Genomic DNA, 13,240 nt, shown 5'->3' with positions numbered 1-13,240 from the left:
GCCGACGACCTTGAGCGGAATCAGTCGGAACCGATCAAGCGCCGCGACGATCCGCCCGACGAAGGGATAGATCAGCACCGCAAGGATGAACTGCGGCGCCAGCACCGCCACCGGGACCGAGCCCCCCGGTAGCATTGGCGGCGCCGAGCGACGCAACCACGTAGACACCGATCATCGCGGTCGCGAGCAGCCATTCGAGCGCGAAGCCGCGCCAGGGGAAGCGCAGTTCGATCGCCTCGATCACGATCATCGCGATCGACCAGAGCAGGATGGCAGAGCCCATCGGCTGGCCGCTGTAGAGATCGTCGAAGAAGCCCAGCGGCAGTCCCGCCCAGACCGGCAGCAAGCCGGGGCGCAGTTGCCGCCAGGCGAGCAGCGTGAGAAAGCCGAGCGGCGGCACATAGGGCGCCGAGGCCATGAACAGCCAGCCCGGCAGCAGCGAGCCCAGCATGACCGATACCCAGGGGACGCTGCGTGCCACGATCGGCAAGGGCGCCCGGTTGATCCTTGGCCGGGGGCCTTCCGAGACGGCTTTCAGCAGGCGCGAGGGCATTACCGCCGCCCGCCCGCCTGGCCGGAGGGCTTGCCGGTGGGTTTAGTAGTACTGGGTTTAGCCGTAGGTTTGGCGGTAGGCTGGGCGGCCGGTACGTCCGATTGCGGCGCCCATATCCGTTCGACCGCGACGAATTCGCTGCCGGCCGGGTCGCTCAGCACGCGCGCGATGGCACCGTCGCGCGTCAGGCTGGTGACCGCGCCCAGCGCGATGCCGGGGCGATAGAGGCCGCCCGAGCCCGAAGTGACGAAGACGTCGCCCACTTTGAGCGGGTTGATGCCGAGACTGATAAGCCTGATCTGGATCTGGCCGTCGCCCTTGCCTTGCGCGAAAGCGGGAAGACCGTCCTGAGGACGGCGCACGGGGACGATGCTCTCGGTATCGGTGACCAGCAGCACGCGCGAGGTGCCGCCGCCGACTTCGAGCACGCGCCCGACAAGGCCGAGCGGCGAGCGCACCGGCATGCCGACCACGACGCCGTGGTCCGCTCCTGCGGCAATGGTGGCAAAACGCCGCGTGCTGGCGCCGGTCGCTGCAACCAGAGTCGTCACTGCCACCGGCCTCTCGTCCTGCTGGGTGAGCCCGAGCATCGCCTTCAGCCGCCGATTTTCCTCCGTGGTGGCCTGGGCCTCAACGAGCCGCGTCTTGGCCTCGGCCAGTTCGCGCTCCAGCTTCGCGGTACGACTACCGGCCAAGGCGTAGCCCCGGACCACGTCAAACACGCTCTGGCTGGCGGCCCGGCTCTCAGCCGCGACCTTGCCTCCGGGTGCCGCGGCGTCGGCCGCCAGGCCGCGCAGGCTGGAGAAGGCGCTCGGATTGAAAATCGAAACGATCAGGATTCCGCCGCCAACAAGCGCGCCGACCACCCCGGCGATATAGCCGAAGAAGGTGCCGTACTGCGCCCTGCGGGAATATCCGGAGCGCCGGTTAGGCGGCGGCGCCATGGAGCGTCTTCTCCTCTGGCGGTTAGGCCGTCATCAACACGCCGCGATAGACGGGATCTTCCATGGCGCGGCCCGTACCCAGCGCGACGCACGACAGCGGATCTTCGGCGATCGAGACGGGCAGGCCGGTCTCTTCGCGCAGATATTCGTCGAGCCCCTTGATCAGCGCGCCGCCGCCCGTGAGGACGATGCCCTGGTCGACGATGTCGGCGGCGAGCTCGGGCGCGGTGTTCTCGAGCGCGATGCGCACGCCCTCGATGATCGCGCCGATCGGTTCGGACAGGGCCTCGGCAATATTCGCCTGGGTGATGGTGATTTCCTTGGGCACGCCGTTGACGAGGTCGCGACCCTTGATGTGGATCGTCTCGCCGACGCCGTCGGTCGGGACCATGGCGATGGCATAGTCCTTCTTGATCCGCTCGGCGGTCGATTCGCCGATCAGCAGGTTGTGGTGGCGGCGGACGTAGGAGACGATCGCCTCGTCCATCTTGTCGCCGCCGACGCGGACCGACGTGGTATAGGCGAGGCCGCGCAGCGACAGAACGGCGACTTCGGTCGTGCCGCCGCCGATGTCGACGACCATCGAGCCGACCGGCTCGGTCACGGGCATATCGGCGCCGATCGCCGCGGCCATCGGCTCGAGGATCAGGTAGACCTGGCTGGCGCCCGCGTTCGAAGCGGCGTCGCGGATCGCGCGGCGTTCGACCGAGGTCGAGCCCGAAGGCACGCAGATGACGATTTCCGGATAGCGGAACAGGCTCTTCTTGCCGCCGTGGACCTTGCGGATGAAGTACTTGATCATTTCTTCGGCGACTTCGATGTCGGCGATGACGCCGTCGCGCAGCGGCCGGATCGCTTCGATGTTGTCGGGCGTCTTGCCCATCATCATCTTGGCGTCGTCGCCCACGGCCTTGACCTTCTTGATGCCGTTGATCGTCTCGATCGCGACCACCGAAGGCTCGTCGAGCACGATACCTCGGTCTTGGACATAAACGAGCGTGTTGGCCGTTCCGAGGTCGATCGCCATGTTCTGCGAACCGAACTTGAAGAATCGCGACATCATCGAAGCCATCAAAAAATCCGTAGGCTTGCCGGGCACTTACCGCAGGAGCGAGGCGGCAGCGCTGACCGGCGGGGTGAGCGTGGAAGGCGGCTTCCTAAACCAGCTTTCGACGAAACGCCAAAATTTTGTGCCGAGATTTGGGGATAGCTTACGGGGTCCAGTCTCGAATTTCTGCCACTTCGTCGCTAAGCAGTGGAAGTGCCAGAAATACGCCGCCTGCCCGAAGAACTTGTCAACCGCATAGCCGCGGGCGAAGTGGTCGAGCGCCCCGCTTCCGCGCTCAAGGAACTCGTTGAAAATGCTATAGATGCGGGCTCTACGGCGATCACGGTACGGCTCGGAGACGGGGGACTCGGCCTCATCGAAGTGACCGACGATGGCTGCGGCATGAATCCACAGGAAATTGCGCTGGCGCTCGAACGTCACGCGACCTCGAAGCTGCCCGACGAACATATCGAACTGGTCGCGACGTTGGGCTTCCGCGGCGAGGCGCTCCCGTCGATCGCCAGCGTCGCGCGGCTGTCGATCGAAAGCCGGCCGCGCGGGCTGGAAGGCTGGAAGCGGGTCGTCGATCACGGCGTGGTCGCCGAAGACGGCCCCGCTGCGCTGCCGCCGGGTACACGCATCAGGGTCGAGGACCTGTTCGGCAAGGTGCCGGTCCGGCGCAAGTTCCTGCGCAGCGCTCGCGCCGAATATGCCGCCTGCCTCGACGTGGTCCGCCGGCTCGCGATGGCGCGGCCCGACGTCGGCTTCACGCTGGAACACGACGGCCGCCGCGTTTTGCAGGTTCAGCCCGACGAGGCGCTGGCCGCGCGTGTCTCCCGCCTCGTCGCGCGGGAGCTTGCCGAGGACGGCGTGATCATCGAAGCAGAACGCGGGTCCGCTCGGCTCACGGGGGTGGCGGGCCTACCAACCTTCAATCGCGGCGTCGCCGATCACCAGTATCTGTTCGTCAACGGCCGGCCGGTGCGCGACCGGCTCTTGATCGGCGCGGTGCGCGGCGCCTACGCCGACATGCTCGCGCGCGACCGCCACGCGGTGCTGGCGCTGTTCCTCGAACTCCCGCCCGAGGAGGTCGACGTCAACGTCCACCCGGCCAAGACCGAGGTGCGCTTCCGTGATCCGGCTTTCGTGCGCGGCTTTCTCGTCAGCGCGCTGCGCCATGCGCTCGACAGTTCGGGCCAGCGCAGCGCCCAGACCCCGGCCGCGGGCGCCATGGCCAATTGGCAGGTCGAGCCGGTTGTCTCGCCGCCCTTGGCGCTGCACACCGGCCGCAGCCTGTTCTCCAACTTCGAGCGCGAACCTTCGCGGGTAGGCGACGCCGGACAGGCCTGGCGCGGCTACGAGCAGAACCTGATGGCTCCGGCAGCCCGCGCCGAAGCCGCCGAAGCGATGCCCGAGGAAGCCGAAACCTATCCGCTCGGCGTCGCCCGCGGCCAGGTGGCCGGCACCTATATCGTCGCCGAGGCCGAAGACGGCCTGATCATCGTCGACCAGCATGCGGCGCACGAGCGGCTCGTGCTCGAACGCCTGCGCGCCGCAGGGACGGGCGACACCGTCGCCGCGGCCCAGGCGTTGCTGCTGCCGGAGGTGATCGATCTCGAAGAGCCGGCCTGTGACCGGCTCGAAGAGAAAGCGGACGAACTCGCCCAGTTCGGACTCGCGATCGAGCGCTTCGGCCCGGCGGCGATGCTAGTCCGCTCGGTCCCTGCGGCGCTGGCCAAGAGCGACGTCCAGGCGCTGGTCCGCGACATCGCCGACGATCTCGCGCAGAACGGTGACGCGCTGCTGCTCGGCGAGCGGCTCGACCACGTCCTCGCGACGATGGCCTGTCACGGCTCGGTCCGCGCCGGCCGTGCGCTGTCGGTCGCCGAGATGAACGCGCTTCTGCGCGAGATGGAGCGTACGCCGCGCTCGGGACAGTGCAACCACGGCCGCCCTACCTGGGTCAAGCTGGCGCACGGCGACATCGAGAAGCTGTTCGGACGCAAGTAGGCCGGCGGGAACAACGCCTGGGCGCAGGCATTGTCCACTCGTGAACAATAATAACACCCACAAGGGGCTGGCAGTCGCAATCGCGCTCCTGACAACCGCCTGCAACGGCCAGACACCCGAGGAAAAGGCCGCTGCCGACGCGCGCGCGGTCGCCCAGGTCGAGGCCATCCAGAAGATCAAGCCACCCGTCCAGCCCCTCGAACTCGGCGCGGTCAACCCGAACGTTCGGCGGCTATACAAGCTGGGGAGCAGCGACTGCGCCTTCGCGACAGATCCCAATCCCGGCGCTTTCCCGCTGTTGATCGTCGGCGGCCCCAAGGCCGTGCTGCTGATCGACGGAGAACCGGCAATCTTCGCCGCCGACAACGGCAGCCCCGAAGTCGCCGCGGGCGTTCACGCCAAATATGTCGGACGCAGCTACTCGGCGCAGTTCGCACGCCAGCCCGACCGCGTCACCATCCGCGACCGCTTCGAGCGCATCGTCTACCAGGCACCCGGCACGCTCAGTTGCCGAGGTTGATCCGCGCGAACAACGTATAGCCCCAAGGGTTGCGGCCATAGGCGGCATCGAGTGCGGCAGGCTTCGCATAGGTGGAGGCTGACGCACCCAGCGCCAGCTCGACCGGCCCGACCGGGATGCGCCGGGCGTAGCCGAGCTGGAACTTGCTCACGCGGAAGGTCCGATCGTGCAACGGATCGGCATGGTCGGGAAAGAGTTCGTCGTTGGCGACATTCTCGAAACGGCCGAACAACGTATTGTGCTGGTCGAGATTCCAGTTCGCCTCGGCCAGCCATGCGGACAATGATCCGCCCGGCACCCGGTCCTTGTTGCTGAAAGCCAGCATCGCGGAGAAGCCCTTGCTGTCGGCATAGTGCGCCGAGGCCGTGAAGCGGTGCTCGTCCTCGCCCGGATGCAGCGCCTCGGGCTGCTTGATCTGCGCATAGCTCGCCTGGATTGCCCAGGCGGGCGAGGGTGTCAGCGTCGCGCGCACCGACCAGCTGTCAAGCTTGGGCGTCTCGATGTTCCAGCGATGCTCGTCGGGCTCGGCGCCGCGGAAGGCGGAAGCTTCGAGCTGCCAAAGGTTGCTCGTGAGGCCCGCGGTCACCACGCCGTAGGTGATGTGGGTTGAATCGAACCAGTGGTGGGTGATCGGCGGCTCGGGATTGTAGCTCGCCGAACCGCGCATCATGAAGGCGCTCGGCCCCAGTGCCGGTTCGCCGACGGGACCGCCGTAGAGGAAAGCCCGCGTCGAACCGCCGAGATTGAAATCGACCCGCGCCGCGAGCTCCATGAACAGGTCGTGCGGATGCTGTCGATCAACCAGCGGCTGCCCTCCGGCGGTCTCGCCCGTGGCGAAGAGGTTGGGATAGCCGCGCGCATCCATTGCCGGCTCGAGGCTCATCATCGACTTGAGCTGGATGCGGCCCCATCCGGTGTCGCGTTCGCCGTTCACCATGAACATCGAGGTCGAGTAGAACTTGTCGTCGCCGCGCGGACCCGAGTGGTCGGTGTACTGCGTCGTGACGAAGCCGTGCGCCATCACCATCCAGTTTCCGGCCGGTATGTGCAGCCCGCCCATGCCCTCGTTCGCGGGCAGCAGCGAAGTGCCCGAGCCGGCGCTGGGTCCGGAAGGAGCGGGCTGGGCCATGTCCATCTCGCCCTCCGCGGCCATGCCCGGCATGGCGTCGTGTGCCGAATGGTCCATTTGAGAATGATCGTGATCTTGCGCCAGCGCGGGCAGGGGGGAGAAAAGAGCCGTCGCTACCAGTGCGAGCGGGGACAGCGCGGTCTTCATGCAATTCTCCATATGCGGGGACGGACGGCCCTGGAAGCGAGGATGGCGACCAGGCGCTTGCCGTCCAGCGGCGGAGAGCCCTATAGCTTCCGTACCATAGTACGGAGTCAAGTGATGGCGCTGACAATCTCGGAACTGGCGCGCAGCGCCGATGTCGGGGTGGAGACGATCCGCTTCTACCAGCGCAAGGGCCTGCTGTTCGATCCGCGGCCCTCGGCGGTGGCGAGCGGGTCTGGGCGACGCCACTACGGCGAGGACGAAGTGCGGCGCCTGCGGTTCATCCGCGGGGCGCAGCGCGCGGGTTTCACGCTGGAGGAGATCGGCGAATTGCTGGAACTCGATCGCAGCGACGATCGTCCGCGAGCGCGGGCCATGGCCCAGGCGCGGATAGCAGCGCTTGACGCCCGGATTGGCGAGCTTCAGGCGGCTCGAAGCGCGCTGCAGGGCCTCGCGCGGGAATGCGCTCGGTCCGAGCAGGGACCGTGCCCCATCATCGCAGCTTTCGAGCGCTGAAAATTTGATCCAGATTGGAGAGAAGCCGGAACCGAATTCGGGGCAGGGTGTTTAACTAGGGCCTGTCGAAGCCCCGACTCTCACCCGATCCCCACCCCCGCACGTGAGTCCGCGCTTCGGCAGGCAAATCCCCGAAATCCTTCAGACGTTGAACTTGAAGTGCAGGCAGTCGCCGTCCTGCACGACATATTCCTTGCCTTCCTGGCGCAGCTTGCCGGCATCCTTGGCGCCGCTCTCGCCATTCAGTGCGACATAGTCGTCATAGGCGATCGTCTCGGCGCGGATGAAGCCACGCTGCATGTCCGAATGGATCTCGCCCGCGGCCTCGGGGGCCTTGGCGCCCTTGTGCACGGTCCAGGCACGCGCTTCCTTGGGGCCGACGGTGAAGAAGGTGATCAGGTGGAGCAGGTCGTAGCCCGAGCGGATGATGCGGGCGAGGCCGGTCTCCGAAAGGCCCATCTCCTCGAGGAACACCATGCGCTCCTCGGGGTCCATGCCGACCAGCTCACTTTCGATTGCTGCCGAGACGATCACCGCATTGGCGCCCTCCGCCTTGGCCTTCTCGAACACCTTGGCCGAGAAGGCATTGCCTTCGGCCGCGGCTTCTTCCTCGACGTTGCAGACGTAGAGCACGGGCTTCGAGGTCAAAAGCTGCGCCTGCTTGAACACGCGCTCCTCTTCCTCGTCCTTGGGCTGGGTCAGCCGCGCCGGCTTGCCCTCGCGCAGCAGCTCGAGCGCCTGGCCGAGCACCGAAGCGACGATCTTCTGCTCCTTGTCGCCCTGCGCGGCCTTCTTCTGCGCGGCGGGGACCCGCTTCTCCAGGCTTTCGAGGTCCGAGAGCATCAGCTCGGTCTCGACCGTCTCGGCGTCGGAGATCGGATCGACCTTGTTGTCGACGTGCTGGATGTCATCGTTCTCGAAGCAGCGCAGCACATGAATGACCGCGTCGACCTCGCGGATGTTGCCGAGGAACTGGTTGCCCAGGCCTTCGCCCTTCGAGGCGCCGCGCACCAGGCCGGCGATGTCGACGAAGCCGAGCTGTGTCGGGATGATCTTGGCCGAGCCGGCGATCGCGGCCAGCTTGTCGAGCCGCGGGTCGGGCACGCCGACCTGGCCGACATTGGGCTCGATTGTGCAGAACGGATAGTTCGCCGCCTGCGCCGCCTGCGTCTCGGTCAGCGCGTTGAACAGCGTCGACTTGCCGACGTTAGGCAGGCCGACGATCCCGCAACGAAAACCCATGTGAAACTCCGAATAGATCCTGAGCGCGCGCCCATAGAGCGGTGCGCGGCAAAAGGCCAGTTCGGTGCGCCTGCTATCAGTCGAGCACTGCCTTGCCCCAGGGCGCGTAGGCGCTCTTCTCCAGCAGCCCGCGCTGCGTTTCGGCCGAAACGCGGTTGATCTCGAGCTGCGGCTTGTTACCGGGATGTACCGGGCGGCGGAGCGGACGGGTGCCGGCGGGCATGGCGGCGATTTCGGCGATTGCCTTGGGCACCTCGATCGGATCGGGCATGCCGGGAGGCAAAGTCACAGGCGCCGAGCCACCGCCCGGCATGCGACTCATCTGCGCGACGAGCTCGGGGTAACCGGCCTTGTGCTTTTCGTCGGCGCGGGCGGCGAGGGCGGAGGTGTAGCGCGCGCGGTTGCGCCCGATGCCCGTCGCAAAACCGCCGGGTTCGATGATCACCACTTCGATTCCGTGCGGCGCGAGCTCGTAGGCGATCTGTTCGCTCATCGCCTCGACCGCGAACTTGGTCGACGAATAGAGCCCGCCGGCCGGCATGATGATCCTGCCCTGCTGCGACGATACGTTGAAGATCAGCCCCGACTTGCGGCTGCGCATGCCCGGCAGCACCGCGCGCATCGTCCGCTGCAGCCCGAAGACGTTGGTGTCGAAAGTCAGCCTGGTGGCTTCGAGATCCTGCAGTTCGACCGGACCGGCGATGTTGATCCCGGCATTGTTGACCAGCACGTCGAGCGGGCCGCCGTTCAGCCGCTCGGCCTCGGCGACCGCAGCATTGACCTGTTCTTCCGACGTCACGTCGAGCGGCAAGACGCGGAGATCGAGCTTCTCGTCTCTGGCGACCTTGAGCAGCGCCTCGCCCTCGGGCCGCGGCAGGTTGCGCATGGTCGCGAAGACCCGTGCGCCTTTCCGGGCATAGAGCAGTGCGCCGACATTGCCGAAGCCCGACGAGGTGCCGGTGATCAGGAAGCTCTTGCCGGCGAGCGGCCTGGGCTCAGAAACTGCGGCGGCGGGAACGGCTGCGGCGGCGGCAAGCGCCCCGGTTCCGACAAGCAGATGGCGCCTGCTCAACTTGGGGCTAAGCTCCGGCATGGCGTCTCTCCTCTCGCGTGGTCTGCGGAGAATACGCCGATGGCAGCGACAGTCGAGGGGGCGTCAGTCCTGCAGCCGCAGGGCGATATCGTTCATGAACCGGGTGTCGTCGCCCTTGGCGAGCCATTCGGCCTCGGCCGAGATCGCACCCAGCATGTCGGCAAGGTCGTCCATTTCGGTTTTGGCATAGTTGCCGAGGACGTGGCCGGTGACGCGGTCCTTGTGGCCGGGATGGCCGATGCCGAGCCGCACGCGGCGAAAATCAGGGCCGAGATGCTGGTCGATCGAGCGCAGGCCGTTGTGCCCGGCAGTGCCGCCGCCCTGCTTCACCTTGACCTTGAACGGAGCGAGATCGAGCTCGTCGTGGAACACGGTCAGCGCATCGGTGCCGAGCTTGTAGAAGCGCAGCGCCTCGCCGACCGAACGGCCGCTTTCGTTCATGAATGTCGCGGGTTTGAGCAGGAGGATCTTCTGGCCGCCGATGCGGCCTTCCTGCAGCCAGCCCAGGAACTTCTTCTGGACCGGGCCGAAATCGTGGACTTCGGCGATGGTGTCGGTCGTCATGAAGCCGACGTTGTGCCGGTTCATCGCATATTGCGGACCGGGATTGCCGAGGCCGACCCAGAGCTGCATCGGATTTCCTCAGTGTCGCAGCGAAGTATCGTCGTCCCGGCTCGCACCGGGACGACGCACTGTCTTTACGCCTCGGCCGGCGTCTCGTTGTCGCCTTCGTCGCTCTTCAGCGCCGAGGGGGCAACGATCGTGGCGATCGTGAGATCCTGCTCATGGCTACCGTCGGCGGTGCCGGCGGGCAGAGTGATGTTGCCGATATGGATCGAATCGCCGATCTCGAGACCGGAAACGTCGATGCTGATCTCGTCGGGGATCTTGTCCGCGTCGCAGATCAAATCGAGGCTGTGGTGCACGATGTTGAGCACGGCGCCCTTCTTGAGGCCGGGCGACTTCTCTTCGTTGATGAACACCACGGGCACGTTGACGTGAACCTTGGAATCCTTCGACAGGCGCAGGAAGTCGACATGCAGCGGGCGGTCGGAGACCGGGTGGAACGCGACGTCCTTGGGCAGTGTCCGCAGCTTCTTGCCACCGACCTCGACCTCGACGATCGAGTTGAAGAAGTGACCGGTGCCGAGCTGGCGGCGCAGTTCCTTCTCTTCGACGTGGATGGTCAGCGGCTCTTCGTTGCCGCCATAGACGACGGCGGGGACACGGCCAGAACGACGCAGATCACGGGAGGCTCCCTTGCCAGCCCGTTCGCGCGTCTCTGCCGGCAGGTTAAGCGTATCGCTCATAATACTTGCCTTTCGAAAACACTGGATTGCACATCTTCTCCGTCACGCCTCCAGGGATGACCATGACGGGAAGCGGGCGCCGTTAGCGGCAATGGCCCGGAAAAGCAAGCCTAGTGCAGCGGCTGCGGGGGCTGCCGCAGGGCCTCCAGCACTTTGTCGGCCACCAGGTCGTGGCTCCACAGCATCGCGTGGCCGGCCTTAATGCGTACTTGCCGCGCCCCGGCCATCTCCGGTTCCGGGCAAAGCGTCTCGTCGTCGGCCGAGCCGTAGATGCAGGTAACCGGCAGGCCCTTGAGCAGCGGAACCGCCACGGCAGGATCGACTGCACTCGGCCCGCTGTAGAAAAAGCCGCTGGGATTGGCGTGGAAATAGATGTCCTTGCCCGCGCCGACGACGGCGACAGCAGATATCCGCGCGCGCAGATCGGGCGGCACGTGGCCAAGGCTGGCGACCACCATGTCGGAGCCGAAGGAACTGCCGACGACCGCAATTCGCTGCGCGCCAGCCTCGGCGAGCGCGCGGCGAAGCGCAAGGGTCATGACACGGTCGGCAAAACCGGCATCGCGCGCCCGGGCGAACAGCACGGGAGACCTGACCGTAAGCACGGGAATGCCATCCGCGCGCAGCCGCTCGATGACCGTGCTCCCCAGGCCGACCGCCGTGCCCATGTCGCCCGACCAGAACACCGCCACCAATCCATCCGACCGACCGCCCGTGGCCGGTTCGAAGACATAGGCCTCGCGACTGAAATAGCCGCCGACGGCGAAGACGGCGAGAAGCGTCACCGCGATGCCGGCTATCAGACCGGTGAGCGTTCGCTTCGTCCGCCGGAAACGCCCGCTCATTGGACGCGGGTCACCTTGAAGCCCTTCGCCGCCAGCATCGCCGGGAGCCCTTCGTCGCCCGCCATATGCGCCGTGCCGACCGCGACGAAGGGATGTTCTCCGCTGCTCAACATGGCACTCACCCGATCGGTCCAGGCGCGGTTGCGGGCGGTGTAGAGCGCCTCGTGCAGTTCCGGATCGGCGAGCAGGCCCTTGCGCGTCTCGCCCGCGATCAGTGCGATGTCGCCCTTGCGCCAGGCTTCGGCCAGGTCGCCGCTCTCGCTGTCGATGGCGCCCTCGTCGCGCAGCACCGCGGCTAGCAAGTCGCGCTGTTCCTTCTCGGGCAAGCGGTCGAAGATGCCGAGCTGGCTTACCGCGCCTTCGAGCTCGACCACGGGGCGCCCCTTCGCCGCGGCTTCCACGGCACGGTCGATGCCGTTGGCGGCGTCATCCGCGCTCTGCCCGGCGCGCGCGAGCGACAGCGCCGCGGCCCAGGTCTCGACGTCGGTGAAGCTGCTGTCGCTGGCGCCGACCTTGCGCATCGCTTCGGCGAGGCGCGGCCGCAGCGCCGGCTCGACCCGCGCCGACAGCGGCGGCAAGCCGGGGGTCTTGGACAGGGCCGCGAAGGTCTTGCTGAGCGCCGCCTGGTCCGACAGCTTGGCAACCTCGACGACGATCCGGTCGCTCTGGGCCAGGGCAGGGCCGACCTTGCCCGATTGCCATAGCGCAGGTCGTTTCAGCGAATGGATCGTGCCGAACAGGAAGCCCCATTCGCCGTGGGCGCCCTCGACGCGCCAGAGCGCCGGTTTCGCAGGCTGTGGCTCGGGTGCACAAGCCGCAAGCAGCAGGATCGCGAGTCCACCAACGACAGGCCTCATTGCCGTCTACTGCACCCGCTGGGTGGCAATCCCCTGGGCCGCGAGCTGTTCCTGCAGGCTTCCCTGCCCGGCGAGGTGCCCCGCGCCCACCGCGACGAAGACCGTGCCCGGCTTGGTCAGCCGCTGCTTGACCCACTCGGCCCAGTTCTTGTTGCGTTTGACCAGCAGCATCTCGAGCAGCCGCGGATCGTCTTCTTCCGTGTTCATCAGCTTGGCGAGGCCCTCGGCATCGCCCTTGCGCCAGGCGGCGACCATCTGGCCGAGCTGGTCAGTCATCGTCGGAAGCTGATCGACCACTTCGGCGAAATAGCTCTTCTGCGCATCGAGCGGCAGCGAATCGAACAGGCCGATCTGGTAGGCGGCGGTCTCCAGTGCGCCGTGCGGCCGGCCGAGCTGCTTGGCGCGGGCATCGAGCACCTGCTCCACGCCGTGCTGGGCGTCATAGCCCGTACGCAGCAGCGGCAGGGTGGACAGCGCGATGCCGGCATACCAGGGCTCGTAGCCGTCGAACGCCTGCAGCGGCAGCTTGAGGTCGGTCAGCTGCTTCTCGTAGGCACTCTTGACCGCAGGCGACAGCATGGCGCGCAGCGTCTGCCCCTGGGGCAGCGCCGCATGGGCGAGCACGAGCCGCTGCATTTCGAGCGGATCGACTTCGGTGATCTCGGTCACCAGCTCCTGCGAGCCGTCGAAAGCGTCGCGCACCGGGCCGTGGAACCAGTCGATCCCCGCGGGCAGCGCGTGGATCGTGCCGAACAGCCAGATCGTCGTGTCGCCTTTCGAGACCTTCCACAGCGCCGGCCTGGCCTCTTCGGTCGCGACCGGTGGCGTGGCCGGGACGAGCTGCGATTGCGGCTGTGGCGCGGTCTGCTGGGCCGAAGCCGTGACCGAAAGGCAAGAGACCAGGGCGAGGAGGAGGTAGCCGATCCGGCGGAGAAGACGCATCATTCGGCTCATATAGGGGGCGATTGGTCACCCGTCGATGAATGGCCCGGAAAAACCCGTCCCCTGTTGACCCTTCATGCCCCATCG

At 66.7% G+C, this 13,240-nt stretch carries 14 protein-coding genes; 3 read left to right on the top strand and 11 right to left on the bottom strand.

Annotated features, from left to right (window positions below):
• Positions 1–34: 34 nt before the first annotated feature.
• The 3 genes from mreD to KRR38_RS06215 are packed head-to-tail and all read right to left on the bottom strand — an operon-like array spanning position 35 to position 2,569.
• Complete coding sequence (gene mreD, locus KRR38_RS06225) at positions 35–553, bottom strand: rod shape-determining protein MreD (protein WP_254514666.1); 519 nt, start codon at positions 551–553, stop codon at positions 35–37.
• Positions 553–1,497: a rod shape-determining protein MreC gene (locus tag KRR38_RS06220; RefSeq protein WP_217399651.1), complete on the bottom strand. Its 945-nt coding sequence runs from the start codon at positions 1,495–1,497 to the stop codon at positions 553–555. The genes mreD and KRR38_RS06220 overlap by 1 nt, the downstream gene beginning before the upstream one ends.
• Positions 1,498–1,519: 22 nt before the next feature.
• Positions 1,520–2,569, bottom strand: coding sequence for a rod shape-determining protein (locus KRR38_RS06215; RefSeq protein ID WP_305800716.1), 1,050 nt, complete (start codon positions 2,567–2,569; stop codon positions 1,520–1,522).
• 189 nt (positions 2,570–2,758) lie between these two features.
• On the opposite strand from KRR38_RS06215, the gene mutL reads away from it, so the two are divergent.
• Complete coding sequence (mutL, locus tag KRR38_RS06210) at positions 2,759–4,555, top strand: DNA mismatch repair endonuclease MutL (RefSeq protein ID WP_217399649.1); 1,797 nt, start codon at positions 2,759–2,761, stop codon at positions 4,553–4,555.
• A 40-nt stretch (positions 4,556–4,595) separates the two neighbouring features.
• Complete coding sequence (locus KRR38_RS06205; RefSeq protein WP_217399647.1) at positions 4,596–5,075, top strand: hypothetical protein; 480 nt, start codon at positions 4,596–4,598, stop codon at positions 5,073–5,075.
• Here the strand turns inward: KRR38_RS06205 and KRR38_RS06200 are convergent.
• Entirely contained in the window at positions 5,059–6,351 is a 1,293-nt protein-coding gene (locus tag KRR38_RS06200) for a hypothetical protein (RefSeq protein ID WP_254514665.1), read from the bottom strand. The two genes, KRR38_RS06205 and KRR38_RS06200, sit on opposite strands and share 17 nt — an antisense overlap.
• 114 nt (positions 6,352–6,465) lie before the next feature.
• Between KRR38_RS06200 and KRR38_RS06195 the strand changes: the two genes are divergently transcribed.
• Positions 6,466–6,864: a MerR family transcriptional regulator gene (locus KRR38_RS06195; RefSeq protein ID WP_217399645.1), complete on the top strand. Its 399-nt coding sequence runs from the start codon at positions 6,466–6,468 to the stop codon at positions 6,862–6,864.
• A 141-nt stretch (positions 6,865–7,005) separates the two neighbouring features.
• Here the strand turns inward: KRR38_RS06195 and ychF are convergent, their stop codons facing one another.
• The 7 genes from ychF to KRR38_RS06160 form a co-directional block, all read right to left on the bottom strand.
• A complete protein-coding gene (gene ychF, locus KRR38_RS06190) occupies positions 7,006–8,106 on the bottom strand; it encodes a redox-regulated ATPase YchF (RefSeq protein WP_217399643.1) in 1,101 nt (366 codons plus the stop codon).
• A 76-nt stretch (positions 8,107–8,182) separates the two neighbouring features.
• Entirely contained in the window at positions 8,183–9,199 is a 1,017-nt protein-coding gene (locus KRR38_RS06185; protein ID WP_217399635.1) for an SDR family oxidoreductase, read from the bottom strand.
• A gap of 63 nt (positions 9,200–9,262) precedes the next feature.
• Positions 9,263–9,832 carry an aminoacyl-tRNA hydrolase gene (pth, locus tag KRR38_RS06180; protein ID WP_217399633.1) on the bottom strand — a complete coding sequence of 190 codons (570 nt, stop codon included), beginning with the start codon at positions 9,830–9,832 and terminating at the stop codon, positions 9,263–9,265.
• A gap of 65 nt (positions 9,833–9,897) precedes the next feature.
• Positions 9,898–10,509, bottom strand: a complete 612-nt coding sequence (locus tag KRR38_RS06175) for a 50S ribosomal protein L25/general stress protein Ctc (RefSeq protein ID WP_217399631.1) — start codon at positions 10,507–10,509, stop codon at positions 9,898–9,900.
• Positions 10,510–10,619: 110 nt separating this feature from the next.
• Entirely contained in the window at positions 10,620–11,354 is a 735-nt protein-coding gene (locus tag KRR38_RS06170) for a virulence factor (RefSeq protein ID WP_217399629.1), read from the bottom strand.
• Positions 11,351–12,211 carry a TraB/GumN family protein gene (locus KRR38_RS06165; protein ID WP_217399627.1) on the bottom strand — a complete coding sequence of 287 codons (861 nt, stop codon included), beginning with the start codon at positions 12,209–12,211 and terminating at the stop codon, positions 11,351–11,353. The genes KRR38_RS06170 and KRR38_RS06165 overlap by 4 nt, the downstream gene beginning before the upstream one ends.
• Positions 12,212–12,217: 6 nt before the next feature.
• Positions 12,218–13,153, bottom strand: coding sequence for a TraB/GumN family protein (locus tag KRR38_RS06160; RefSeq protein WP_254514664.1), 936 nt, complete (start codon positions 13,151–13,153; stop codon positions 12,218–12,220).
• Positions 13,154–13,240: the final 87 nt, after the last annotated feature.

Source organism: Novosphingobium sp. G106 (assembly GCF_019075875.1).
GTDB lineage: Bacteria > Pseudomonadota > Alphaproteobacteria > Sphingomonadales > Sphingomonadaceae > Novosphingobium.
This window is presented reverse-complemented; position numbering and strand designations above follow the sequence as displayed.